The sequence below is a fragment of the Cupriavidus sp. SK-4 genome (assembly GCF_000611125.1).
Lineage (GTDB): Bacteria > Pseudomonadota > Gammaproteobacteria > Burkholderiales > Burkholderiaceae > Cupriavidus > Cupriavidus necator.
The window spans coordinates 20543-46021 of the sequence record NZ_JFJW01000172.1; the positions used below are offsets into that span (position 1 = coordinate 20543).

Here is a 25479-nt window from a genome sequence, read left to right on the forward strand (position 1 = left end):
CGGGCACATCGGACTCTTGTGTCTGACGTGTCGCGGGATGAGAGGGCTCATGAAGCAAAGGGAATCTCCTTGTCGGTGTCGGCGCTGGCGCCGACGCCATACGCCGTCTCAGTGAACGTGACCGGCAGCTCGCACAGTCCGGCAAACGCCCGCGTGCCGAAGGCCGAGACTTCAAGTTCCAGCGCGTTGTCCAGCCAATGCTGACAGTTATGGACGTGCGTCAGGTCCGAGTGGATCGCGACCGTGACCGAGTAATTGCCCGGCGCCAGCCGCACGGGAAAATCGAAACGGCATACAGACAAGCTTCCCGCACGGAACTGCACGCGGCGAGCCAGCAGCCCGGTATTGGTGCCGAAGATGTCTTGCCCGAAGCGGTCGCGCAGCAGGAAGCCAACGTTCAACTCCACGTCGTCGTCCGACGCTACGTTGAGCTGCAGGCTGACGGTTTCACCGCAGATGAACTTGCGCGTTTCCCGGCCCTCCTCATCATGCAGCGCTACGCCAACAATACGCGTACGCATCCGCCCATAGTCCCGCTCACCGTCGCGCGCTGTCATTTGCATGCCCGATGGCACCCCGGCAATCAGGCGGAAGTACCGACTCACTGCCTGGTCCGGAGCGCCGTCGAACAGAATCCGGCCAGCCTCCAGCACGACAGCGCGATTGCACACGAGCTTGACAGCATTGACATCGTGCGAGACAAACAGGATGCTGCCGCCGTTCTCCCGGTACTCGCGGATTCTGGCGATGCATTTCTGCTGAAAGCGGGCATCGCCTACCGACAGCGCCTCGTCGACCACAAAGCAGTCGGGGTCAGCATGAATGGCGATCGCAAAGCCAAGGCGCATCGTCATGCCGGATGAATAGGTGCGCACCGGCGCGTCGATGAAGGCGCCCAGCTCGGAGAATTCGATGATCGCGTCGAGCTTGCTGCGCACTTCCTGGGTGTCCATGCCCAACAGCCTGGCGTTGACGTCGATATTGTCCCGACCGGACAGGTTTGGGTCGAAGCCGGTACCCAACTCCAGCAGCCCGGTGATGCGGCCCGCATGACGGATCGTGCCGGCGTCCGGCAAGAGGACGCCAGTGACCAGCTTGAGCAGCGTGGACTTGCCGGCGCCGTTGCGCCCCAGCACCCCGACCGCATCGCCTGGCCTGACCTCAAGGCTGATGCCATCGAGCGCCTGGTGGTCACGATGGCAGCTACGGCGAAGCAGCGCTTCCTTCAGGCGATCGGCCGGCGACGCATAGAGCCGGAACGCCTTGCCAACGCCCCTGAGGCTTAGTAGCGTCGCGATCGATGTCGTGGCTGGCATGTCAGAGCAAATCCCGTAGTTCGCGTTCGAGGCGCCGCTTCATCCAGCGCGCAGCCAGCAACAGACCCGTTGCCAGCAATGCGAGGCCGAGCAGCGGTGCAGGTGCGGGGAGTCTGCCGCCGAGCACGATGGCGTGGACAGCCTCGACGGCCCAGTAGACCGGATTGAGCAGGAGAAGGTCACGCGCCCAAGATGGCAGAATTTCGGGGAGGTAGACGACTGGCGTCATCCAGAAGCCGAACTGCAGCACAACCGCCACAATATTGCGTACGTCGGGCAAGAAAACCTCGAGCATGCCGAGCACAATGCCGATGCCGTACGCAAAGGCGCTAAGCAGGCCGACCACCGTCGGCAACGCTAGCCACGCCATGGTGAAGGGGAAGCCAATCACAAGCAGGTATGCGGCAAAGAGTCCCATCGATATGCCGTAGATGACCAGCTCGACCGCCAAGACGTGCAGTGGCATCAGCCCCAGACTTACCGGTACCTTGCGAATCAGGTGTGCCTTGGCCGAGTAGACCGTGGACAGCCGGGCCAGTGTGTTAGCGAACAGATTCCAAGCCAGCATCCCGCCGATCAGGTACACCGTGTACGCGTACGGGTTGCTGCTCGCCCCCAGCCTCGCGCGCATCAAGTGAGAGAACACGGTGCTGAAAACAAGGATCAGGCACAGCGGATGGATGATCAGCCACGCCATGCCGAGCAGCTGGCCCCGGTGCCGGTCCACCAGCTCCTGCCGCGCAAACAGCAGCATCGTTGAAAGCGCCTGGCGCCTTGGCATGGTCCCTACCCCTTTGCTACGCAGACTGCGTCCGGCAAGCTCGCCGGCGCCTGCGCACGTCCATAGTCGTCCTCGAAACGAACGATGTCATCCTCGCCGAGGTAGTTGCCGCACTGCACTTCAATCAGCACCAGGTCGTCGCTACCCGGGTTGTGCAGCCGGTGCTTCTGTCCCGCAGGGATATATGTCGACTGGTTAGCGAGCAGACGCGCGTGCTGCGCGCCATTTTCGACAAACGCTTCGCCACACACGACGATCCAGTGTTCATAGCGATGCGCGTGTAACTGTAGCGACAGGGACTGCCCGGGCGCGACCACGATGCGCTTGACCTTGAAACGCTCACCCTCCACCAGCACGGAATAGGTTCCCCAGGGACGCCGAACCGTGCGGTGGTGCCGATACGCGTCATGCCCCTTGCGCTGCAGCTCGGCAACGATGTGGCGCACGTCCTCCGCGTGCTCGCGATGCGCGATCAGCAGCGCATCCTCTGTATCGACGATCATGAGGTTGTCCACGCCAACAGCGCCGACAAGACGGTCGCTGCGGATGTAGCAGTGGCGGGTGTTGTGCAGCACGGCCTCCCCCGTCACGCTGTTCCCCTCGCCGTCCTGTGGCAGCAGCGCGCTGACGCTCGACCACGAGCCGACGTCGCTCCAGCGCATATCATTGCGCACGACCGCCACGCGATCGGAGCGCTCCATCAGCGCAAAGTCCACGGATTGCGAGCGCACCGCCTCGAACGATGCCGGGTCCAGTTCAAGCGAAAGCTGGCCAGCAGCCATGAGCTCACGCCCTTGCCAGACGCTGCGCGCGGCATTGTCGGCGATGTCTGCGGCGTGACGCCGCATTTCCGCGGTCACGGCGGCAGCGGAAAAGCAGAACATGCCGGAGTTCCAAAGATAGTCGCCGCTCGCCAGGTAGGTCTTCGCCAGTTCCAGTGGCGGTTTTTCCACGAAGCGGCGTGCGAGGTGCGCCACATCGCCCGCGGCTGCGATCGGCGGCCCGGCCTGAATATAGCCGTAGCCGGTCTCCGGCGCGGTAGGCGACACGCCGAACGTTGCCAGCCATCCTTGCCGTGCTACCGCCTTGGCGGCCGCTACGGCCTCAACGAAGCTCTCCAGCGGCTCGATCAGGTGATCGGCCGGTAGCACAAGCATCAGCGCGTCGTCGCCGTGCCGGCGTGCGACCCAACTCGCCGCCGCAGAAATTGCCGCGGCAGTGTTGCGGCCCACCGGCTCCAGCAGGAAGCTGCATGGCAGGGCACTGGCGTCGCTGCGCGCGAAGATGTCACGCGCCAGAAAATAGATGTCCCGGTTGATGACCGTCACCACCTCGCGCACCCCGGGCAGGGCAGCGATGCGGTTAAAGGTCTTGAGCAGCAGGCTCTCGCCGTCGGCCAGCGTCATCATCGGCTTCGGGAACGTCTCGCGCGAGACAGGCCAGAGTCGGGTTCCAGCCCCGCCTGAAATCACCACGGGAACGAGCGCCGTCGAGTCAATGTTGTCCATGTCTGGGTTCTCCAAAATGCTTCATCGCGGTTGACGACGCGGGGTTGCCTTGCTTGCGGCCGGCGTGGGTTTCATGCTGACAGCGTTACCCGAAAACAGGGCACTCGCCTCGCGCACGTCCTGCTCCGTCAGCAGGCCCGCGGCGAATCGTAGGCGTAGCCCTGTCAGGACGTTGGTATAGCGGGCTCTGGCGAGATTCAGGCGGGCCGTATGGAACTGCCGCTGTGCGTTGAGCAGATCCAGGTTCACGCGCATGCCCGCCGCGATACTGAGGCGCGTCGCACGCAGCAACTCCCCTGCCGCCTGCTCCGCCTGTTCGTAGGCGCCGACCTTCGCCACACTGCTGACAGACAGATCGAACTGCTTGCGCACCTCGTCAATGACCTCGGTGCGGCGTCCGTCAAACTCTGCCATCGCCTTGCGATAGTTGGCCTCTGCCTGGCTAACCTGGGCGCTGGTGGCGCCGCCACTGTAGAGCGGCAACGCAACCTGCAAGCCGACGTAAGCGGTGTCGTACTTGAGGTTCAGCGTGTTGACGGTTTCCGACTTGTTAGCACCATAGCTCGCCACCAGATCAACCTTCGGCAGGTGGCCGGCGCGCGCCCTGCCGATATCCTGCCGCGCCGCCTCGACGCCGTGCTCTCTCGACTGCAACTCCGGATTGCTGGCGACTGCGGCATCGGTCCAGTAGCCGATATCGCCTGGCACCGGGCCCCGTGCTCGGAATCCGTCCGGCAAGGTAGCCGGGGTCCAGTCCTGTCCCGACGGATTCCCGCCAAGAATGGCATCCAACCGCTTGCGCGCGGCCGTCAGGCCGTCCCTGGCCTCTATCACTTGCGCCACCGCCAGGTCCAGCCGCGCCTGCGTCTCGACGATATCGGTGCGGGTTCCCTCGCCCTTGTCGAAGAAGCGCCAGTTTTGCTTAAGTTGCTCCTGCAATGCGTCGCGCTCCGCCTCGGCGAGCGCGATTGCATCATAGGCTTCCAGGACCTCGGTGAAGGCAGTCGCCACCCGCAGCGCCAGATCCTGCCGGCGGCTGTCAAATAGCGCCGCGCTTGCCTGCGACTGCGCTTCTCCTTGCCGGAAACGAGACCAATAGTCCCAATTGAACAGCGGCTGGCGCAGCTGCACGGCGCCTGTATAGCTGCGATAGAACTCGGTCTTGGTCTGCTCGCCCAAGAAGGGGCCCGCGTCGCGCGTAATGTCCGAGCGATTGCGCGCCCAGTTATAGGAGAACTGAACCTGAGGCAGCAAGAACGAGCGCCCGATGATGCGGTACTGCTCGCCAGCGGCGGCTTCTTCGATCGCGGCCCGATACCTTGGGTCCTGCGAGAGCGCCCGTTGATAAGCGTCCAGCAACGTCAGCCCGGGCTCGGCTGCGGCGGTGCCCGACGCGCAGGCGAGGAATACGGCTGCGAGCGCCACACGGGCACGGGCCCTTGCACGAATATCCGGCATCATTCTTCCGTCAGCGCAGTTCTTGCGCGGTCGGTAACAGGCTTGAACAGGTAGCTGAGCATGGTGCGCTCGCCGGTCTTGATGAAGACCTCCACCGGCATCCCGGCACGAACATGGTGTCCGGCGAGCCGGGTCATGCCCTCGGATGTAACCTGCGCGCGGACCTTGTAATACGGCGTGCCTTGTTCCTCGGTCAATCGATCGGCGGAGACCACGGATACCGAAGCGGGGATTCGGGGCGTGCGGCTCTGGTTGAACGCCGTGAACAGCAGCTCCACCGGTAACCCGCTATAAACCTTGTCGATCAGGTTGACTGGCACCTGCGCCTCCACCTCGAGCGGCTCGCCATCGGGCACCACATCCATTAGCTTGGCGCCCGGCGCCACCACGCCGCCCTCGGTGAAAATGGCCAGTCCCACCACCGTGCCGGACACCGGTGAGCGCACCTGCGTATTGGCCAGATCAAAGTCGAGCGCTTGCAGCCGGCTTTGCAGCATCCGCACGTCGCGCTGTGCGTCGCTAAGCAGCGAGCGCACCTCTTTCTGTTCCTGATCGCGCCGCAGGCTGGTGCGTATGCGCAGTTCGGTGAGTTGGCTTTGCGTGCGGCCAATGGTGCCCAGGTCCGCCGAGATTTCGCCGTTCACCTGCGCAAAGAGGCGTTCGGTGTCCAGCAGGCGGTTGCGGGGCACGTAGCCTTCGCCGGCCAACTCACGCATGTTCTGCAGCTGCTCGCGCAGGGCCGCAAGTTGCTGTTGCTTGCTTTGGCGGGCATCGCGCAGGCCATTGAGCTGCGATTGCAGGCCCGCGATGCTTTCGGCAATCGTGCCGAGCTCCTTCTGCAAGGCAAGGCGTCGGGAGGTAAACAGCTGGCGTTGCACGGCAATCACTTCGGCGACGGCCGGGTCCGTTGCCGCCGCTTTTTCGGTCTCGCCGAAGTCCACCGCGTCAAGGCCGTCGCGTTCGGCCAGCAGCCGCGCCTCGACCGCCAGCGTCGTCACCAGTTGAGCGCGGGTGGCGTCCGCCTGGGAGCGAGCCTGCGTATTGTTCATTGTCACCAACACCTGGCCGGCGTCGACCTTGTGGCCATCCCTCACCAGGATCTTGTCGACAATGCCGCCGCTTGGGTGCTGGATCGCCTTGCGATTGCCTGAGACGATGATCGTCCCCGATACCGGCACGCCCTTGTCCAGCGGCGCCAGGGCGGCCCACAGCAGGAATCCGCCAAGGCCACCAGCTATGACAAGCCAGCCGATACGGCCATAGCGGCGTGCGGTACGGCCCGCTCCGGTGAAGGGCTGGCCCTCAGCAAGAGTTGGCGATACTGGCGATGCGTCGTTGCGCGACATAATGTTCCGAATCATGAATTGGTGCCGGCTTGCTGCGCGAGCACGACGGGACTCGTTTGTGCCGGCGTGGTCTGTGGTGTTGCCGACGTAGCTGGTGTGGCGGGCGCCGCCCGCGTGCCCGGCGCAGGTTTGCTGGGCGACTGGGGCACCGTACGTTGTTGCATGGCGCGCAGCACTTCCTGCGTCGGCCCGAAGGCCAGCGAGGTGCCGTCCTGCAACACCAGCAGGCGGTTCGTCGTGGCGAGGATGCTGTTGCGATGGCTGATGATGACCACGGTCGCACCGCGTTCCCGGCATTGCGCGACGGCACGGGCGAGAGCGGCCTCGCCGGTCTCATCGAGATTGGAATTGGGCTCGTCGAGCACGATCAGCGATGGCGAGCCATACAATGCCCGTGCCAGGGCGATGCGCTGCTTCTGCCCGCCCGACAACCCAGCGCCATCCGCGCCAAGCTCGGTGCTGTACCCATTGGGCAGCTTCAACACCATGTCATGCACGCCGGCGAGCCGTGCTGCTTCCACGACCGCCTCGGAGTCCAACTCGCCGAAGCGCGCAATGTTCTCTGCAACAGTCCCCGCAAACAGCTCGATGTCCTGCGGCAAGTACCCTACGAAAGGCCCGAGCTCGTCCTTGTTCCACTGTCCGACATCGGCACCATCGAGCCGCACATCTCCGGCCAGCGCGGGCCATACCCCGACCAGCAGCCGTGCCAGCGTGGACTTGCCCGAGGCGCTCGGCCCGATCACGCCCAGTACCTCGCCGGGCATCAGTGCGAAGTTGACGTTCTTCAACACCGGCGCCGCACCGGGCGCGCCCGCGACAAGCCGCGACACGGTAAGCTGCCCCTTGGGGCGCGGCAACGACATCACGCTGCGGCGTATCGGATTTGCCTCGAGCAGCGCATGCAGGCGATGGTAGGCTGACTTTGCCGCGCTCCACTGCTTCCATCCCCCGATCACCCCTTCGACCGGGCTCAGGGTCTTGCCCATCAGGATCGAGGCCGCAATCATCATGCCGGCCGTGATCTCGTTGTCCAGCACCAGCAAGGCACCTACGCCCAAGACCATGGATTGCAGCGAGATGCGAGAGAATCGCGTCCATGCGCCGACAATCGATGCCTTCTCGCTCGCCTCGCCCTGCTTGGCGAGGAACGCTTCATGGACGCGTAGCCAGCGTGTCTGCAAGGGGACCAGCATCCCCATCGCTTCAATTGCCTCGGCATTGCGCAAGGTCACGGTGGCCGAGTCGGCGGAGCGCAGCGACAAACGGTTCGCCTCGTCGAGCGGCTTGCGTGAAATTCTCTCGTTGATCACCGCAAGTGTGATCAGCAGCACGGCACCACCTAGCGCAAACAGGCCAAGATGGAAGTCAAACATGAATATGACCGCCAGATAGAGTGGAAACCATGGCGCATCGAAGAAAGCAAACACCGAGGATCCGGAAATGAACTGGCGCAGCGTGGTCAGGTCGTTGAGCGCCTGGCCGGCCACATAGCCGCCGTGGCGAAGATTGGTTTCGAAGGCCGCGGTGTAGACGCGGCGATTAAGATGGGCATCCAGATGCGCGCCGACGTGGATGGCCACCTGGCTGCGCACGTACTCCAGCGCGGAGATCAGCGCGAACAGGCCCAACGTGATCGCGCTAAGCATCCACAGTGTGGTCTCGCTGCGGCTCTGCAGCACGCGATCGTAGACCTGCAGCATGTACAGCGAGGGCACGAGCATCAGCAGGTTGATCGCTGCGCTGAATACACCGATATTGCGCAACGCGCTCTTGTGGGCGAGAAGCGCGGTCATGATCTCGCCGCGTGGAAGCGCTTGTTGTTTCATATGAATATGCGGAATGCGATGCGAGGCACTGCGATGAATGGCAATCGGCAAGGCCGTACGGGCTGTGACATCGAGTCACAAACAGGAGCGCATTCTGTCGGAGCATTCCGCTCGAACATGTGACACCCATCACAAAAGATGTGTGCGCTGTGTCAACGATTCGGCAGCCATGACAACCTCCTACCGCGGCAGCATCGGCTTCGCTATCGGCGTCATGACGGCGCCGTCGCGCAGTACCGACTCATAGAGCGCGCGATAGCGGGTGCGCATCACGCTGGCACTGAATTTCTCGGCAAAGCGCGCGCTGGCGTTACGGCCCAGCGTCGCGGCAAGCGCGGCGTCCTGATTCAGGCGCTCCAGCGCCGAGCGCAACGCCTGCGGGTCGCTGGGCGGCACAACAAGGCCCGTGTGCCCATGCACATTGACGTAGCTGCTGCCGGTACCGATCTCTGAGGAAACCAGCGGCTTTCCAAACATTGCCCCTTCCAGCAGCGTGACGCCGAACGCTTCGGCTCTCAGGTGCGAGGGAAATACCACGCCGCGGCACAGGGACAGCAATGCGTGTTTGTCAGCATCGGGCAGCGCGCCCAGGAACGTCACGTTGTCCAGGTTGAGCGCCGCGGCCTGTCGCTTCAGTGCCTCCTCCTGCGGCCCCGTACCGACGATCACCACGCGAAATCCCGCGCCACGGCAAGCCTGCATCAGGATATGCAGTCCCTTGTAGTAGCGGATCACGCCGACAAAGAGGAAGAAACCCTCGCCGACGCGAGCGCGCCACTTGGCCACAAGCCTTGAATCGGCGACGCACTCTGACGCATCAAGGCCGATCGGGATAGTTTGCACACGGGACCGATGGCGCCGCAACACATCGCTGGTCTCCAAGTAGTTGGACGACGTCGCGACAATGGCCTGCATGCTTCCGAGGAAGCGGTGCATCAGCGGGGCGTACAGGGGCACCAGAAAGCGCTGGCGAACGATGTCTGAATGGTAGGTGACGATCGAAGGCGCACGAACGCCTGCGGCAAAGTGCAATAGATCGCCGAAGGGCCACGGAAAGTGGTACTGCACTACGTCGGCACGCGTCACGGCCCGCCGGAATGTCCGCAGCGCACTAAACGACATTGGTGTGGACGCGGCGGACAGGTGCGTTCGCGCGCGCGTCACCGGTACGCCATCGATGGCGAGCTCCCTTTGACCGCCAGACCCGTGCGGGCTTAACGTGAACACTTCATGCGTAAGCCCGTCGGACTGCTTGCGGGCTAGTTGCCGGATGACCTGCTCGATGCCACCGTAGGAATCCGGGTAGTACACCTTGAATACGTGGAGAATGTTCATGGAGTGCAGTGCGCGGCAACTGCCGCCGTGGGCCCGCCTCCAGATCGGGCGGGGCGCTAGCGCCAGAGTCTCTCGTGGCGTGCAAAGTCAAAGTGTGATGCCGGTCACAGAATGCCGGCCTCTGCCTCGTTATCGTTGCCGTCCATGCCAGAACGCTACCGACCCATTCCGGCTGCGCCGCTGCGGGTCGCGCTTGGCGCGGTCTCGCTGTCAGCCCCGTTGACGGGGATCGGGCAGTACACGCGCCACCTCGCGCAGGAGCTTGCCGCCCTGGGCGCGGCACCGCACTGCTTCCTCGGTGCGCACTGGGCCGAGGTCGTAACGGCAGATGCACCTGGCGCCGGCCCGACCAATGCGCCGCCAGGCGCCGTTCCGCTGTCCGTTTGGCGTACGACAGCGCGCCACCTGCTTTCAGGATCCTGGCTCGCGCGCGTAGCCTCTCGTACCATGCGGGCTCGGCGTTTTCGCATCGGCCTGCCGCATGACGCGGCGCTGTATCACGAGACCAATTTCCTGCCGTTCGGCGACGTTGGGTTGCCGACGGTGCTCACGGCGCATGACGTGTCGTGGCTGCGTTACCCAGAGACACATCCCGCTGCGCGGGTAAGCCTGCTGCGCCGGCACTTTCCCCGCGCGCTTAGGCATGCGGATCGTGTCATCGTCGTGTCGGACTTCGTCCGGACCGAACTCCTCGACCTTTGCGAGGTGGACCCCGGCAAGATTCGCGTGGTGCACAACGGTGTCTCGCCGGCGTTCCTTCCACGCTCCCCTGAGGCGCTGCGCGCGGTCCTGGCACGCCATGGGCTGCTGGCCAACCGCTACCTGCTGGCCCTCGGCACCATCGAGCCACGCAAACGACTATCGACGGCACTTCGCGCGCACCAACAGTTGCCCGTCGCGCTACGCCGACAGGTTCCACTGGTGCTCGCCGGCATCAAGGGCTGGCTGACCAGCGAGCTCGAGCGCGAAATGGCTCAGGCAGTGGCACGTGGCGAGGTGCGGGTGCTCGGCTATGTGCCGGACGCGGACCTGCCATTCCTGGTTGCCGGCGCCTGCGCAATGGTCTACCCGTCGATCTATGAGGGCTTCGGCTTACCGCCGCTCGAGTCAATGGCGTGCGGGGTACCCGCGATCTGCTCGAATCGCTCGGCGATTCCCGAGGTTGTCGCGGATGGCGGCATCCTGCTGGATCCAGACGACATCGACGGTTTCAGTGACGCCATGCTGCGTGCATGCGAGGACGCCCCATGGCGCGCAGCCATTGGCGAGCGCGCGCTTCGCCGTGCGCAGTATTTCAGCTGGCAGCGTTGTGCACGCGAAACGCTCGACGTCTATCGTGAACTGGTCGGCTCGCCGGCGCACGGAGCGGCCGTCGAAGGATTGTGATATGTGTCACAGAATGGAATACCGCGGCTCATTACGCTTGCCGTCTCGACAATGCGCAATACAGGCAGCAAGGCCATGAGGCACGCCATTCAGTTCGACATCGTAGTGGACGGATACCGCATTCCGTGCACAGCTTCCGCCGAAGCCGGCTCGCATGCGCGCCGCTCCATCGGTGGACGACCGGCGGGCCTCGATGACGCCCTGGCCCGCCTTCAGGCGGCTGCGCGCTCGCGGTTCCTGCAAGGGGCGGCCCCGCCAGTGGTCGTGTTACGCGAACATCTTGGCGCCGCCCCGGCATGCTCGTGAGGCAAAAGCGACGTAGCGAAGCTGCGCGGACGAGATCCAGCTTCGCAATGCTCGGCCCGTACCTGCTGACCGGCGGCGCGCTGTTCCTGGCCGACCTCGTGCTGTTTCTGTCGCTGACATACGCCAGCGTGGCCCCGGCGGCAGCCCAGGCGGTGAGCCGCGGCGTTGGGGCGCTGATCGGCTTCTTCGCGCATCAGCGCTATGCCTTCCGGCACGCCGGCAAGCGCCGACGCGGCTTGCTTTCCCGGGGCGGCGGGTATGGCGCATTGATGTTGGTCGGCGTACTGCTTTCACCCGTCGTGCTTTCCCTCATGTTGTGGCTCAGCGGAGAGCGGCTACTCATCGCCAAGTTGGCCGCCGAAGCGGTGATGGCAGCGTTTAACTTCGTGGTCCTGCGCTGGCTTTTCGTTGGCCGGCCGGGCCATACCGGTACGCCATGAAGGCCACCTTCTACCGCGCCGCCGTCCACGGGCTGTCCGGGGAGCTGGCTCTCGTCCATCGTCTTTCCCTAGCGCTCTTGCTGGCGGTTGTCCTGGCACCCGCCATCCTGTCGCCCGCCGTCATGTTCGGCCTGGATCCCGCCTTGCAGTTTCCTCAAGGGGATCAGGCGCAGGCGCAAGCCGGCGCCTGGTACTACTACCGCGATGGCTGGCGGCTGCCACTGTTTGCCATGCGCGTACCCGGCATCGACGGCTTGCGCAGCGTGATCTTTACCGACAGCATTCCGCTCTTTGTGCTGGCCGGCAAGCTTTGGCATGGGGCCGGTGGCTCGGCGCCCGAGCTTGCGCCGGCCTGGCTGTGGCTGTGCATGCTGGGGCAAGCCGGCGCGATGACGTTGCTGCTGGACCGGCTGGGCTTGCGGCACGCGGTCCACGTCGCCGCCGGCACGGCGATCGCTATGGTCATGCCGGCATTCCTGTTCCGCTATTGGGTGTGGCACCTTGCCTTGTGCGGGCAGTTCGTCCTCATGCTGGCCCTGGCGCTGGCCTTGCGCCCAGCGCGCTCCATGGTGCGAGCGCCGCTGGACTGGCCATGGCTAGCGGTTCTGGTGCTGGCCCTTGGGATCCATCCCTACCTGCTGGCCATGAGCCTTCCGTTCTTCGTGCTAAGCGCGGTGCGCTGTGTCCACGCGCAGGAGGCCGGCGCTCGCCGCAGCGTGATAGCCGCCACAGCCATGACGTTGGGGGGGCTGTGGCTGGCGATGGCCGCCGGCGGCTATCTTGGCAATGGGCTGGTACGTGGCAGCGAAGGCTTCGACGTGTATTCGATGAACCTGCTCGCACCTTTCGGCGCGATGGGAAAGGGCGGCTTGCTGCCGGGTGGCGGGCACTTCGCGCGTGGCACACCCGGCCAGATGGAGGGATTCAACTACCTGGGCCTCGGCCTGATGGTTGGCCTTGCACTGATCGCAGTTGCCGCCTGCACAGGGAGTGCGGCGCCACTGCGTGACGCGATCAGACGGCAATGGCCATTGCTCATCCTGCTCGCCGGTCTGACGCTTTACGCCTTGTCCACCAGCGTCTATGTCGGCGAATATCGGCTCTTGCGCTATGACTGGCCTACGGCCCTGCATGGTGTAACTGCCACTTTCCGCGCATCAGGCCGCTTCTTTTGGCCGGTGGGCTATGCGATTGCGGCCTTTGTGCTGTATGGCCTGTCGCGCTGCTATCGCCCCCGCACAGCGGCGTTGCTGATGGTGGCCGTCGCTGCGTTGCAGTGGCTCGATACCGCCGCGCTGCGGACCGTCGCGGTCGCGGAGAAGCCAATGGACCGGGTGTCCTCAGATGCACTGGTGGGCGCGCTGGTAGCGAGCCACGCCAAGCTCGTGACCCAACCGCCAATAGGCTGCACCGACGATCGCGCCGCGTTGGATGGCGGATTCGCGATGCAGTTGCTAGCCGCCCGCGGCGGGCTTGCCATCAACAGTCTCTCCGGCGCACGCCAGGACATGGATTGCGGGCGCGCCGCGGCAGCGCTTTCGCAGCAGACGCTTGAACCAGGCGTCCTCGTGGTACTGGGCCCTCCATATGACGCGGACTATATTGCACGGCGCGGATGGCAATCTGCCTGCCTGGCCCGGCATGGTCTGCACTTCTGCAGTGCGAGAAACAGGTAAATCCGATGCAAGTCAGCGAACAGACGGAGCTTTCCGTCATCATCCCGGCCTTCAACGAGGCGGCCAGCTTGCCGGCTGCGCTCCAGTGCATCGTCAATGAGATCGCCCAGATCGTCGCCCGCTTCGAGATCCTGATCGTGAACGACGGCTCGAGCGACCAGACGGCAACCGTCGCGGACGAGCTGGCGCGGCGGCATGGGTACGTGCGTGCCATACACTTCTCGCGAAACTTCGGCAAGGAAGCCGCCCTGGAAGCAGGACTAGCCCACGCGCGCGGCACCGGCCTCCTGTTCATCGACGCAGATCTCCAGCATCCGCCCGCCCTGATTCCCCAAATGGTGCGTGCCTGGCGCGCGGGCGCGGATGTCGTCAATGCTCGAAAGCGACGTCGCGGCAAGGAAAGCCGCGCTTACTCTGCAGCCTCGCGCCTGTTCTATCAACTGTTCGAGCGTGCAACCGGGCTCGCCTTCGAGGGCGCCAGCGACTACAAGCTCCTGGATCGTCAGGTGGCCGACGCACTGCTGCGCTGCCCGGAACGCGACCGCTTTTTCCGCGGGCTGGTCGCGTGGGTCGGCTTCCGACAGGTAGACATTCCGTTCGATGTCGCACCTCGTCAGGCGGGGCGTTCATCCTGGTCGGTGTTCGGCCTGATACGATACTCGTTGCGCAATCTGGTGGCCTTTTCTTCGTTTCCGCTACAGGCTGTGGCGGTTGGCGGTTTCGTCGGAGTCATGCTGAGCCTGCTGTTGATCGCCCAGACGGTAACGCGATACCTGTCGGGCCATGCGCTTGACGGCTTTACCACAGTCATCGTCGCCCAGGCGGCCTTCAGCAGCCTGTTATTGCTCGCCGTGGGCGTGCTCGCCGTCTACCTCGCACGCGTCTACGACGCCCAGAAGCAGCGCCCGTCATTCCTCGTGCGCGAGTTCAACCGCGGCGCCCAGACCGCCGCTCCCGGCGCTACTGCGCGCCATGACGCAGCGCAAAAGCAGTGGACCGACGCCCCCGCCCACATACCGGCTACCGTGGCGCATTGTGATGCCGATCACCACACCGTCAGGCGCGAGCACATATAGTGGATTTCGTTGGCGATGACCCCGCCAACTTTCCGTTACCGCCAGGGCGCCGCCGGCGCACCTGGCTTTTTTTCACTGACGGTTGCCAATGTATGCGTGAGCGGCTTCTTTTCGCTGCCGTGCAAACCTATCTCGTCAGGCTCAGCGAGCCCCAGAGTTTCGCCTATCCCTCAAAAAGATTGGCTTGCACCGTAGCTGTGACACCGGTCACAACACAGTCTGGACTCGAACATTAGCCTTGCATTGACCGCTATTTCACAGCGAGGTTGCCCCATCTAAGGGCGATACAACAACATGCACGACGTAGATTTCATCGAGCACGACGGCCGGCGATTCGCTCTCGTCCCGGAAGGAACGTGGGAAGACATTCAGGGCTATGTCAAGCGGCAACTTGACGAAGAATCAAAGGTGGCGGGTCATGCCGCCTCATTTTCCCCACCGCTCCTCGTCCAAGCCGCGATTTCGGCCGGCAGTTCGGAACTGCGTGCATGGCGCCGGTTTCGGGGCGTGCCGATTCGGCAACTGGCTATGCGCATTGGCGTCTCGCGGGCCTATATTTCGATGATCGAGACCGGCAGGCGCCGACCCGCCCCGGACCTGCTGCGCCGGCTTGCGAGGGAACTGGATATCCCCCTACACGCGCTGATGACAAACCACGGCTCCAATTAGCGCATGCTCATTGCTGCTGGCACAGCCGCAAACCTGTTCCGGACGCTTCGCAATCCACGAATTGCAACCCTTCACGAAGTACCCGGATGCAAATCAAGGGCCTTCCCCTATGCGTCGCAGCCGCTTACGGCTTGAAACGAGCCTACGTGATCTTGCTGAGAAAGGCCTCGTGCCCTTAGCAATCGTCCACCTCAATGCGCATAATTAACCCCTCGACACTTGCCGAAACGGGGATTCTCGGGGTCATTTCGCTCACCCACTTCTATTTCGGTTCTGGTTTTTATATTTGGCTCTATCGGAACTCGGATGATCCAATCATCTGGTCGACAGCGACTGTGGACTTGGGGGTCACTTTCCTATCTTATTCAGCCTGACAATTGATCTTTACGTTGATCATGAATACGTTCTATGCTCCTACCGCAGCTACTCTGTCGGACACCATCGCCAGTCACCAAAACACCCCACTCCCCCGGAGTTAGGCAACACTGCTCATTCGGTCGCTCTGCCCCCCAGACTATGTCGTGATGGCTTCTTCCGATGATCGGATGGGAATGGACGCATCCACGCAAATCCGATCCGTTTTCGCAAGTTGACAGTGGTGCCTGGTGGGTATCGTCCCTCCAGTTGCATCGCCGGGTCGCGGCACGTCGTGGCGCCGGGCCATCACTTCGGCCCGCCCTCGTATGTCCTGCGCCGGGAAAATTCTATCCACGGCGAGCGAGAAAATTGCCTCAAAGTACCGAGCCGTCGGCGGCCCACCGCCTTATTGCGCCTACCACCCCAAAGAAATAAACGCCAGCGCGAAATCCTGCAAATCGCACAATATATACAAGCATATATCATCATATGTGATTGACTTCATATTTTAAAAATCTTATCCCCCAAATGCGGGACGCGAACTTGCGTGCGCCATCCTACAATTACAAATACTTACAAGATCGGTGCCGAGAATAGATGATGGAATGCAAGGGTCGTAGAGCAACAACGATGGTGTTTCGAAAAGATAATGGATGGGTCTTCGAGCGCTGCACGGGTAAATACACAATAGCCTTTCATCGTCAGTATAGAACTGCTGCCGCTGCCACCGATGCAGCCCGCATACTGTTCCCTGACGACCTTGTTGAGATCCAGAGGTCTATTTCGCGTGGGTCAGTTGATCTGCCGGTTGGCATTTCTTGAAACGCGAATTTCAGCGCGCCAGAGCAGAAGATCGGCAGCGAGGTTCCCATAGTCAAGCTTCAGCCGCGTCTGGACGGTCGGGCACGCCGCATTTAGCGCGTCCTCGACCAGACCGGCCACAAGCCGCTCACGCCTCTCACTGAGGAACGGTCGTTCGAAGCCATTGTCGGAAATGCAGAAGCCCGTTCCACCTTCGGGGATGCGGGCAAGGCTAATAGTCTATTGCGGTGTCACTGTGCCGCGAGGGCAACGACGTCAATCACTTCGCCAGCTTCGTCGACAAGATCCAGCGTTTCCGAGATGAAGAACTCTCGTTCGTGGCCGCCGAGTCGCAGCACTTCACGCTTCATCTTCATGAAGGCGGCGCTCGCGCTCCGGATCGATCGGACCATCCGCTTCGTCGGTGAAAAGTGTCATGAACGGCTGCTGCGCATCCTGCGCTCGGTAAAGGGCGATTCCACGCGTCAGACACTCGTTGATCCACACCTTCTGTTCACCTGACATCACGGCGAAATCCTTCATGCTGTCATTGTCGGCATCGATCACGTCGATGGCAAAGCTCTCCCGCTTCTCGCCGTTGGCCAACTCCGTCTGCGCCTGGACCGCGATGGTGCCCGCATCCGCCATGGCGTGCCACCCGCCAGGCATGGCACGGATCGGCTCCCTGCATTGGTACCGTGGGTACCGATTCGGCTAAAAATGAACACTGGCTGTGACGGGGCGCACAGAGACAATATCGGATGAACTGATATGAAGAGACGGACGCTTACGCCTATCTCTTAATCCTCAAGACAAGAACGAACCATGAACTTCGAACAGGACGAAATCGAAGACCGCTTGAAGGCAATGGAGTTGAGACTTTTGAATCAGGTAGCTCGCATCAACAGCGTTATCTGTGTGCTAAGTGCGGTAGCAAAACGATTGGAGTCGGATCCTGAGCTCCGCAGCTGCGTTCAGGACGCGCTGGCTGAAAGCTCCGTCCCCCAGCAAATCGGCGATTTTTCGCCTTTCCCGACGCGCACGGTAGGTTTGCATACGACCCGCGCCCTTCTGCCCGAATCCATGCACGATCTGCTGCCGTGGCATCCGTAAATCGGTGCACCGCGCAGCTCCTGTCTTGATGTCCTCACCGGCCATCTTCGGGATCAGCGATTGCGCGCACGCCGTCCAGACCGACATACAAAGTGCTAGGCATCGGCTACCGCTTCGAGTTCAAGCCGCGCGTCAATGTGCGGCTCGATGCCGGCTTCGGGCGGCGCACGCGCGGGGTCTACTTCCAGATCAATGAAGCGTTCTGAGCGCCCGAGCTGCAAAGGCCGGGCGCCTGCGTCTGCTTAGGCGGGCAGGAACCCCTCGACGGTCAGGTAGCGCTCGCCGGTGTCGTAGTTGAAGCCCAGCACGCGCGCGTTGGCCGGCAGCTCGGGCAGCTTCTGCGCGATCGCGGCCAGCGTGGCGCCGGACGAAATGCCTACCAGGATGCCTTCCTCGCGCGCGCAGCGGCGTGCCATCTCGCGCGCGGGCTCGGCATCGACCTGGATCACGCCGTCGAGCAACGAGGTATCGAGGTTCTTCGGGATAAAGCCCGCGCCGATGCCCTGGATCGGGTGCGGCGCCGGTGCGCCGCCGGAGATCACCGGCGAAGCCACCGGCTCGACGCCAAAGACCTTGAGCTGCGGCCACTTGTCCTTGAGCACGCGGGCGCAGCCCGTCAGGTGGCCGCCGGTGCCGACACCGGTGATCAGCACATCCAGCCCCTCGGGGAAGTCATTCAGGATTTCCTGCGCGGTGGTGCGCGCGTGCACGTCGACATTGGCCGGGTTCTCGAACTGCTGCGGCATCCATGCGTCCGGCGTGGCTGCGACCAGTTCCTCGGCGCGCGCGATCGAGCCCTTCATGCCCTTCTCGCGCGGGGTCAGGTCAAAGGTGGCGCCATAAGCCAGCATCAGGCGGCGGCGTTCCACCGACATGCTGTCGGGCATCACCAGCACCAGCTTGTAGCCCTTGACCGCGGCCACCATGGCCAGGCCGATGCCGGTATTGCCCGAGGTCGGCTCGATGATGGTGCCGCCCGGCTTGAGCACGCCGCGGCGTTCGGCGTCTTCTACCATCGACAGCGCGATGCGGTCCTTGATCGAGGCGCCGGGGTTGCTGCGCTCTGACTTGACCCAGACCTCGTGGCCGTTGCCGAACAGGCGGTTGATGCGGATATGCGGGGTATTGCCGATCGTCTGCAGGATGTTCTGGACCTTCATGGTGTTCTCCGTGGCGGGCGCGATGCCCCAGGCCTGTACGGCGCTGGCATCGCAGGATCGAATGACGGGACGATTCTAGAGCAAAGCGCCGTGCAGGCGGAATGCTGGCCAGTGACCGAAATCCCTCGCCCCTGCCTTAAATGGTCTTCATATCAGAAATAAACAACAACCGCCCGATGCGACATCGGGTCGTCAAAGAGCTCCCTCCTATGGCACCATGCGGACTAGTCGCATGACTATGCCGACATAGGTCTCCGCTTGTAGCTCGACGGGCACGGCGCCCATTGGAAGCCAACATGAAGACTGAGCAGCCCAAACGCTATATCGCCTGGCTAGTGGCCGTCTATGTGTCTTGCGGATTCGCATATCTCGCCTGGCGCGTAGGAACCGTCAACATGGACGCGCCGTGGCTGTCTCTGCCGCTGTATGCCGCTGAAGTCTACGGTTATCTGAGCGGTCTTCTGTTCGTGCTGATGACCTTTCGGCTCAGCGTGCGGGAGGTAGTACCGCCGCCAGCGGGACTGAAGGTCGATGTGTTCGTGCCCACTTATAACGAGTCCGTGGACCTGCTGCGCCGTACGCTGCTGGCGGCCACGCGGATGGAGTACCCGCATGTTACCTGGCTACTGGATGACGGCCGGCGGCCAGACATGCGCAAGCTGGCCGAGGATCTGGGCTGCCGCTACCTCGCCCGCGATAACAACTCCCACGCCAAGGCCGGCAACCTGAACCACGCGCTGCAGTTCTGCGAAGGCGACTTCATTGCGATCTTCGACGCCGACCATGCTCCTCGCAAGGATTTCCTGGTGAAGACACTGGGATTCTTCCTCGATGCAGACGTTGCGTTCGTGCAGACACCGCAAGACTTCTTCAATATCGACTCGTTCAACCACCGCGTCGGAAAGAAGCGGGTCTGGGATGAGCAGGCGCTCTTCTTCAAAGTCATACAGCGCGGCAAGGACGCACTGAATGCGGCCTTTTTCTGCGGCAGTTGTGCGGTTATCCGACGTTCCGCGGTGGAGAGAATCGGCGGCTTCGCCACCGAGACCGTTACGGAGGATGTCCATACGGCAGTCAAGCTGCACAAGCTGGGATTCAAGTCTGTGTACTACGCCGAATCACTTGCCTTTGGCCTGGCGCCGCACAGCATTGACACCTACCTGAAGCAGCGCATGCGTTGGGGAATGGGATCGATGCAGGTATTCCGGCGCGAGAGAATTCTTTTCAGCCGGGGCCTGACGCTGGGCCAGCGACTCAATTATTTCGCGTCGGCACTTTTCTTCTTCGAAGGTTGGCAGAAGCTTGTTTTCTTTCTGACACCGCCGGCAGTATTTCTCTCGGGCGACCTACCCATAGTCTCATCGCTCAACACCTTCCTGCTGCTGTTCTGCCTGTACTACCTGCTGTCGATGTTGGTTCACCTTGAGCTGGGACGCGGCTACAACTCGCTGCTTCTCAGCGAGCAGTACGCCATGACTCGATTCTTTGCCTTCATGTCAACGAGCGTTGGACTGTTTCGTCGCAACATCCCGTTTGCCGTGACCGACAAGCAGCTTTCCGATACTGGCAGGATGTGGCTCTGGATGTCGCCGGTGCTGGTGCTGGCGGGGATTACGGCAATCAGCGTGCCGATAGGCCTGTACCGGATGCATACAGGGAGCATTCCGGTCGGTGCAGGCGTCGTCACGCTCATATGGACCTGCGTGACCCTTCTCACGGCAGCGATGGTGACCGTCTACGCTCACCGCCATGCAAGCAACCGCCGCACCGAGTACCGCTTCCCGCTGCGGCTGCCGATCACGCTGACCCTTGATGGCAAGTCATACCTTGGCTTGACATCGGACCTTTCCCCCAACGGCGCGCTTTACATCGGGGAGCCAATTCCAACGTTATCCCGCGGCGACACGGTAAACATAACCATCCACCTGCCCAATCTAATCGTATGCGATGCGGCCGTGGCGACCTTCGTCAACCGAGCTGCGGCGTGGGCGGAAAAGGCCGCGGCGGGCGTCGCCGGGGAGGCCACAGTGGGACTGCGCTTTAACTGGGATGCGCAGGGCAACACCGGCGCACTCGAGACGTTCCTGTACGGTAGTCGGCTGCAGCTCGAAATGGGCAACCTTTCCGAAACCGAGACTCCGCCACTTACTCGCCTGGCTGAATTGCTGAGCCGCGACGGGGGCGCGCCACTGCTGACGCAGAACTGGGCGCCGGGACTGCTGATGCAGCCGCTGCGCGCCGGTGTGTTGCCGGTGGTCATTGCCACGATCGAGGGCGCGGCGCCGCTGCTGTTCAGCAGCATCGAACTCGATCTGGACGCTGGTGCCACGTTGCGTCGTACCACGAAAGGCATGGCCACGGAACATACGGTCAGGCTGACGCCCACGGGCAGGCTAGCGACGCCAACCGGCGATTTCCACCTTTACAACATTACGCCGCACGCGACGACGGTATGAAAGAAAAAAGCCGAATGACGCAGGACACGCGCAAGAATATTCGGGCCGACCGTGCTCTCGCCATCGTAACCCTCTGTGGCGCGGCCATGGTCCCGTTGCCGGCTATGGCGGGCACGTTGTTCGGCGGGGCAAGCTTCGCCGGTGGAGGTGAGCGTAGCGAATACGCTGGTGTCACCGGCAATTGGCTGCCGGTGTCCTTCCTCACCCAGAAGCTCGTCGTCAGCGACTACCACTACAAGTACGGCTCGAACGGCACGACGGTGTCAGTGAACGGACAGTCGGCCGAGGCGGCGCTTGGCGTACAGAAAGGCTGGGAGACCGGCTGGGTTGAAGCCACGGCCGGTGCGCGCTATCGCTACAATCGCGTGTCGCCAGAAGGCGCCGATAACCGTGTCGACGGCGGCGAATGGGGCCTGGCATTGACAGTCCTCGGCCAGCAGGAGTTCGCGAAACACTGGGCCGTCAACGGGATCGCGAGCTACAACATCGGGCCCAAGGCGTATTGGGCGCGCGGCCGGATTCTCTACAAGATTTTCGGCGATGCGTGGGCCGGCGCGGAGATCATCAAGCACGGCGACCCGTTTTACCACTCCACGCAGGGCGGTCTGGTGCTGACCGGCATCTCGCTCGGCCAGACCGTGAAGCTTGGCTTCTACGGTGGTGTCAAGAAGACCGGTGGGCAGCCGCGCGCATTCTATGGCGGGCTGGAAATCAGCAAGGCGTTCTGATGGCGCTTGCGCCGCACACATACGGCTGCGGGTGCGGCGCACGGCGTTGCTGCTGACGGGAACGAGTGAGCGCCGCTGAATCCGGGGAAGATCGTCGCAGGTGCCCCAAAGTGCCCCAACAATACGCTAACTATTTGATTCCGTTGACATGGAACGTTAGGCTGAAGTTGTTGGCGGGCATTGGCACCGGCTCGTCGCAGCGCATGCCCTGCGCCTCGCCCAACGCGATCACGGCTTCCATGTCGCGCACGCCCCAGTCGGCATCGGTGGCGCGCAGTTGCGCGTCGAAGGCGGCGTTGCTGGGCGCCGTATGCGCGCCGCCGCGGCGATAGGGGCCGTACAGGAACAGCACGCCGCCCGGGCCCAGCAGCTTGCCGGCGCCTGCGAAGAGCGCCTCGGCCGCGGCCCACGGGGCGATATGGATCATGTTGATGCAGACCACCGCATCCGCGGCGTCGATGCCCCACGGCTGGCGGCAGACATCCAGCGCCAGCGGCGCGCGCACATTGGCCAGGCCCGCATGCGCGGTCCACGCGGCGATCGACGCGCGCGCGGCGGCTTCCGGATCGCTTGGCTGCCAGGTCAGTCCCGGCAACGCTGCCGCGAAGTGCACGGCATGCTGGCCGGTGCCGCTGGCAATTTCCAGTACCGTGCCGCTGGCGGGCAGCACTTTGCGCAATACCGCAAGGATCGGCTCGCGGTTGCGCTCGGTGGCGGGCGCCATGCGGCGTGCATCGGGGTCTTGGGTCGAGCCGGTCATGATGGCATGCTCAGCGGGGGAAAGCGCCTAGCGTAGCAGAATCGGCGCGCCGGGGGGCGCGCTGCCGCAGTGCGTCAACGGCGCCCCGGAATCCGGTAGATCAAGCGCTCAAACTTGCGCGTCGTGGCCTGGCCCACGACCGTGCCGCCAAGCGACTCTGCGATCCGGCGGCTGGGCCAGTTCGGTTCGGCCACGGGATAGACCAGGTGCGCCGGCGACAGGTTGTCCTGCGCCCATTGCGCCAGCGCAGTGACCGCTTCCAGGCCGAAGGCATGGCCGTGGCAGTCCTCGCGGATCCAGATGCCGAGTTCCGGCGCGGGCGTGTCGGCATGGTGCAATCCCACCAGCCCCAGGAACAGCCCGTCGTCGGCACGCCGGATGGTGAGCACGAAATCCGAGCCTCGCGCCATGCCTGCCAGCCAGCCTTGCCACACGGCTTCGAAAGCCGCCGGCGAGGGCGATGGCTCCCAGTCCATGAATCGGGCAAGCGTCGGGGTGATGCAGGCAAAAGCCTCGGCTGCGTCGTCGCCACGAAAGGGCAGCAGGCTGAGGCGCGCGGAGTGGATGTGCGGAAGCTGGTCAGGCATGACGGGTTGGAGGCTGGGCATGAGCCGGAGTTGCCATGTTAGACGATCGTGCCCCAACAAAAAACGGCGGGCCGAAGCCCGCCGCCCTCATCCTGCACTGCGCGACGCGTCAGGCCTTGGCCAGCCTGACGCCGGTCGGGTCGCCCGTCAGGTAACCCACGGCGGCACCGAAGCGGTCCTTGTAGTTGGCCATCACCTTCGCTTCAAGCGTCGGCCGGACCTTGTCGTGCAGCGGCGACTCCCAGTCGCCAACGTGCTGGAAGTTGCTCATCACATAGGTCCAGCCGTTGATCTCGTCCACCGCATGCAGGCCGGTGGATTCGGCGCCGACCGGGCACGACAGCACGCGGCTGAGCACCTTGGTATCGACGTTGTACGCCCACAGGAAGTTGTTGACGTGGGTGTTGCTGTCCTCGCCGACAAACAGCGTGCGCAGCTTTTCCGAGAACTTCAGGTTGTCGGGCGTGGCGACCTTGTCGGGGTTGGCAAAGTTGCCCAGCGCATCCTGCTGCTTCATCTTGCCGCCGCCCAGGTCTTCGCTGACCAGCGCCGGCACCGCCGCCATGTCGACCGGCACCCATTCGCTGTTGATGGCCGTGCCGGTCTTGTCGGCCTGGCCGCCCTTCAGGTTCAGCTCATAGACGGCGCCGGAGTACGGGCCTTCCACCTGGATGTCACCGGCGTTGGCGGCATTGCCCGTGAGCATGCTCGACTCGATGCGCGACATTGCCGAGTAGGCCTTCTTGTCCTTGATGTTGACCGTGGTGCCTTCCATCTTGGTGAAGCCCAGGCTGCCGCCGACCAGGGCGGCGTAGCGGTGCGTTTCCAGGAACGCCGCGGCCTTTTCCATGCCCGGCATCAGCTTCACCCAGTTCGGCTTGCCGTTGTAGATGACGCGGGTGTAGCTGACGTCAGCCGGATCGGTGGTCTTGACATCCATGATGTCGGCCAGCCTGATGCCGCCGTCGACCAGCGCGCGGATTTCGGCACTGGTGGCACTGCCCAGCCTGATCCACGACAGCGTGGCGCTGCCCGGGCCCACGCCCGAGGTCTGGTGCCACTTGGCCACGTACAGCGTGCCGGACGACAGGTCGCGCGCTCGGTCGGCGATAAACAGGAACAGGCCGCCGTTGGTGGCATCGTCGCCCATCAGCACGGTGCGCTCATCGGGCATGACCTGCACCAGCTCATGCGAGATGCGGCCCAGGCAGTAGTGCTTCTTGATGGTGCCGGTGCCGTCCGGGTTGACCGTGACTTCCGGCAGGTGGCCGTAGTTGTAGGCGTTGGCGCGCGCCGGGTCGCCGTACAGGTTCTGGCTGTAGCCCTGCAGCTGCGTGACCGCGCTGGCGTTCAGCAGGTCGGTCTCGTACTCTTCGCTCGACAGGTGGGTGTTCCACGGCGACAGGCTGGCGCCGCAGGTGATCCACAGGCCGTTGACGCCCGAGGTATCGACATTGTGGTACTTGACCGGGGTCAGCTTGCCGGTGGCCGGGTCCTGGTCCAGCGTCACCACCGCGATCGGCGACGGCAGCAGGCCGTACATGCTGGCATTGCCCTGGTTGCGCGTGGTGTACTCGAACTGCACCACCGCAAACACCGTCTTGCCCTTGACGCCGGGCACGGTCGGGTTGGCCAGGGTCAGCAGCGAGCTGCCGTCCGGCGCGTCGGAGAAGAACTGGCGTTCCTTGCCGGCCACGGAGGTGTCCATGATCGGCTTGTTGTTGATGTCGTAGTAGCCGCCGGCCAGGATGGTGCCGCCCTTGCCGTCGGGCAGGGTGTCGCCGGTGATGAAGAACGGCTGGTAGGCCAGCTTGTAGGTCTGGCTGGTGCCGTCGCTGAACGACACCTTGAGGCTGGAGCCCACCGTGGTGGTCGCCATGGCGTCGGGCGTGGCCAGCGTCGGCGCGCTCATGCCAACGAATTCGGCAGTGGTGAACGTGGCGGCCTGGGTCGGCGGAAGCGGCGCAGCGACAGCGTCGTCGCCACCGCCGCAACCTGCCAGCAGGCTGGTGGAGGCAAGGCCAAGCGGCAGCATCGGCGCGCCGGCCAGGAGCTTCAGGGCCTTGCGGCGCCCAGCATTGGGTTGTTCAAGCATGTTGTCGATCCGGGGAAGAGGAAGGGATATGTTGTTCACTGCGTATTTGCGCCGGTCCCGCGAGCGGGACCGGGCACCTGTTGGCACAGGCGGGGGGGCGGGGGGGGGGGGCGGGGGGCACCTGTTGGCACAGGCGGGCGGCCGGCGGCATTGCGCATGGCCGGATCGGATCGTAGGCGCCGTTTGTGACAGCAAGTTGACGATACGACACAAGAGCGGTGCTTTCGGCCTGGTCCCGGATGCCGCTGCGGTACACTCGCCCTTTGCATCCGCGGCTCCACAGGCGCGGATCCGTT

19 protein-coding genes and 1 pseudogene are annotated in these 25479 nt (G+C 63.5%); 8 read left to right on the plus strand and 12 right to left on the minus strand.

Annotated features, from left to right (window positions below):
* Positions 1–47: 47 nt before the first annotated feature.
* The 7 genes from CF68_RS32510 to CF68_RS32540 all read right to left on the minus strand — a co-directional run bounded on the left by CF68_RS32510 (position 48) and on the right by CF68_RS32540 (position 9573).
* The gene (locus CF68_RS32510) at positions 48–1316 is read right to left on the minus strand and encodes an ABC transporter ATP-binding protein (RefSeq protein WP_035827182.1); all 1269 of its coding nucleotides are present in this window, start codon (positions 1314–1316) and stop codon (positions 48–50) included.
* Position 1317: 1 nt separating this feature from the next.
* Positions 1318–2070, minus strand: coding sequence for an ABC transporter permease (locus CF68_RS32515; RefSeq protein ID WP_235205965.1), 753 nt, complete (start codon positions 2068–2070; stop codon positions 1318–1320).
* 32 nt (positions 2071–2102) lie between these two features.
* The gene (locus CF68_RS32520; protein ID WP_035827186.1) at positions 2103–3605 is read right to left on the minus strand and encodes a mannose-1-phosphate guanylyltransferase/mannose-6-phosphate isomerase; all 1503 of its coding nucleotides are present in this window, start codon (positions 3603–3605) and stop codon (positions 2103–2105) included.
* A gap of 21 nt (positions 3606–3626) precedes the next feature.
* Complete coding sequence (locus CF68_RS32525) at positions 3627–5066, minus strand: TolC family outer membrane protein (protein ID WP_084187579.1); 1440 nt, start codon at positions 5064–5066, stop codon at positions 3627–3629.
* A complete protein-coding gene (locus tag CF68_RS32530; RefSeq protein ID WP_035827188.1) occupies positions 5063–6409 on the minus strand; it encodes an HlyD family type I secretion periplasmic adaptor subunit in 1347 nt (448 codons plus the stop codon). Before CF68_RS32530 ends, CF68_RS32525 begins: the two co-directional genes overlap by 4 nt.
* 11 nt (positions 6410–6420) lie before the next feature.
* The gene (locus CF68_RS32535) at positions 6421–8238 is read right to left on the minus strand and encodes a type I secretion system permease/ATPase (RefSeq protein WP_051591797.1); all 1818 of its coding nucleotides are present in this window, start codon (positions 8236–8238) and stop codon (positions 6421–6423) included.
* 180 nt (positions 8239–8418) lie between these two features.
* Complete coding sequence (locus CF68_RS32540) at positions 8419–9573, minus strand: glycosyltransferase (RefSeq protein ID WP_035827191.1); 1155 nt, start codon at positions 9571–9573, stop codon at positions 8419–8421.
* A 144-nt stretch (positions 9574–9717) separates the two neighbouring features.
* On the opposite strand from CF68_RS32540, the gene CF68_RS32545 reads away from it, so the two are divergent.
* The 5 genes from CF68_RS32545 (at position 9718) to CF68_RS32565 (ending at position 15126) form a co-directional block, all read left to right on the plus strand.
* On the plus strand, positions 9718–10959 hold the full coding sequence (locus CF68_RS32545; protein WP_051591798.1) for a glycosyltransferase family 1 protein: 1242 nt from the start codon (positions 9718–9720) through the stop codon (positions 10957–10959).
* Positions 10960–11312: 353 nt separating this feature from the next.
* Entirely contained in the window at positions 11313–11705 is a 393-nt protein-coding gene (locus CF68_RS32550) for a GtrA family protein (RefSeq protein WP_035827193.1), read from the plus strand.
* A complete protein-coding gene (locus tag CF68_RS32555; protein ID WP_152548592.1) occupies positions 11702–13381 on the plus strand; it encodes a DUF6311 domain-containing protein in 1680 nt (559 codons plus the stop codon). Before CF68_RS32550 ends, CF68_RS32555 begins: the two co-directional genes overlap by 4 nt.
* A 5-nt stretch (positions 13382–13386) precedes the next feature.
* Positions 13387–14457: a glycosyltransferase family 2 protein gene (locus CF68_RS32560; protein ID WP_051591799.1), complete on the plus strand. Its 1071-nt coding sequence runs from the start codon at positions 13387–13389 to the stop codon at positions 14455–14457.
* Between the two features lie 294 nt (positions 14458–14751).
* Positions 14752–15126: a helix-turn-helix domain-containing protein gene (locus CF68_RS32565; protein ID WP_035827197.1), complete on the plus strand. Its 375-nt coding sequence runs from the start codon at positions 14752–14754 to the stop codon at positions 15124–15126.
* Between the two features lie 1409 nt (positions 15127–16535).
* On the opposite strand, the pseudogene CF68_RS32570 reads toward CF68_RS32565, so the two are convergent.
* Positions 16536–16917 (minus strand): annotated as a pseudogene (locus tag CF68_RS32570) (SMC family ATPase); the annotation flags it as partial.
* A 192-nt stretch (positions 16918–17109) separates the two neighbouring features.
* On the opposite strand from CF68_RS32570, the gene CF68_RS37340 reads away from it, so the two are divergent.
* Positions 17110–17397, plus strand: coding sequence for a hypothetical protein (locus CF68_RS37340; protein WP_152548593.1), 288 nt, complete (start codon positions 17110–17112; stop codon positions 17395–17397).
* A 242-nt stretch (positions 17398–17639) separates the two neighbouring features.
* Here CF68_RS37340 and cysK read toward each other — a convergent pair whose 3' ends face one another.
* Positions 17640–18557: a cysteine synthase A gene (cysK, locus tag CF68_RS32580; RefSeq protein ID WP_035827201.1), complete on the minus strand. Its 918-nt coding sequence runs from the start codon at positions 18555–18557 to the stop codon at positions 17640–17642.
* A 296-nt stretch (positions 18558–18853) separates the two neighbouring features.
* On the opposite strand from cysK, the gene CF68_RS32585 reads away from it, so the two are divergent.
* On the plus strand, positions 18854–21013 hold the full coding sequence (locus tag CF68_RS32585) for a glycosyltransferase (protein ID WP_035827202.1): 2160 nt from the start codon (positions 18854–18856) through the stop codon (positions 21011–21013).
* Positions 21010–21741: a cellulose biosynthesis protein BcsS gene (gene bcsS, locus CF68_RS32590; protein WP_152548594.1), complete on the plus strand. Its 732-nt coding sequence runs from the start codon at positions 21010–21012 to the stop codon at positions 21739–21741. Before CF68_RS32585 ends, bcsS begins: the two co-directional genes overlap by 4 nt.
* Positions 21742–21871: 130 nt before the next feature.
* Here the strand turns inward: bcsS and CF68_RS32595 are convergent, their stop codons facing one another.
* The 3 genes from CF68_RS32595 to CF68_RS32605 all read right to left on the minus strand — a co-directional run bounded on the left by CF68_RS32595 (position 21872) and on the right by CF68_RS32605 (position 25183).
* Positions 21872–22501: a DUF938 domain-containing protein gene (locus CF68_RS32595; protein ID WP_035827207.1), complete on the minus strand. Its 630-nt coding sequence runs from the start codon at positions 22499–22501 to the stop codon at positions 21872–21874.
* A gap of 74 nt (positions 22502–22575) precedes the next feature.
* On the minus strand, positions 22576–23088 hold the full coding sequence (locus tag CF68_RS32600) for a GNAT family N-acetyltransferase (RefSeq protein ID WP_035827209.1): 513 nt from the start codon (positions 23086–23088) through the stop codon (positions 22576–22578).
* Between the two features lie 109 nt (positions 23089–23197).
* Positions 23198–25183, minus strand: a complete 1986-nt coding sequence (locus tag CF68_RS32605) for a PhoX family phosphatase (protein WP_035827210.1) — start codon at positions 25181–25183, stop codon at positions 23198–23200.
* Positions 25184–25479 lie beyond the last annotated feature (296 nt).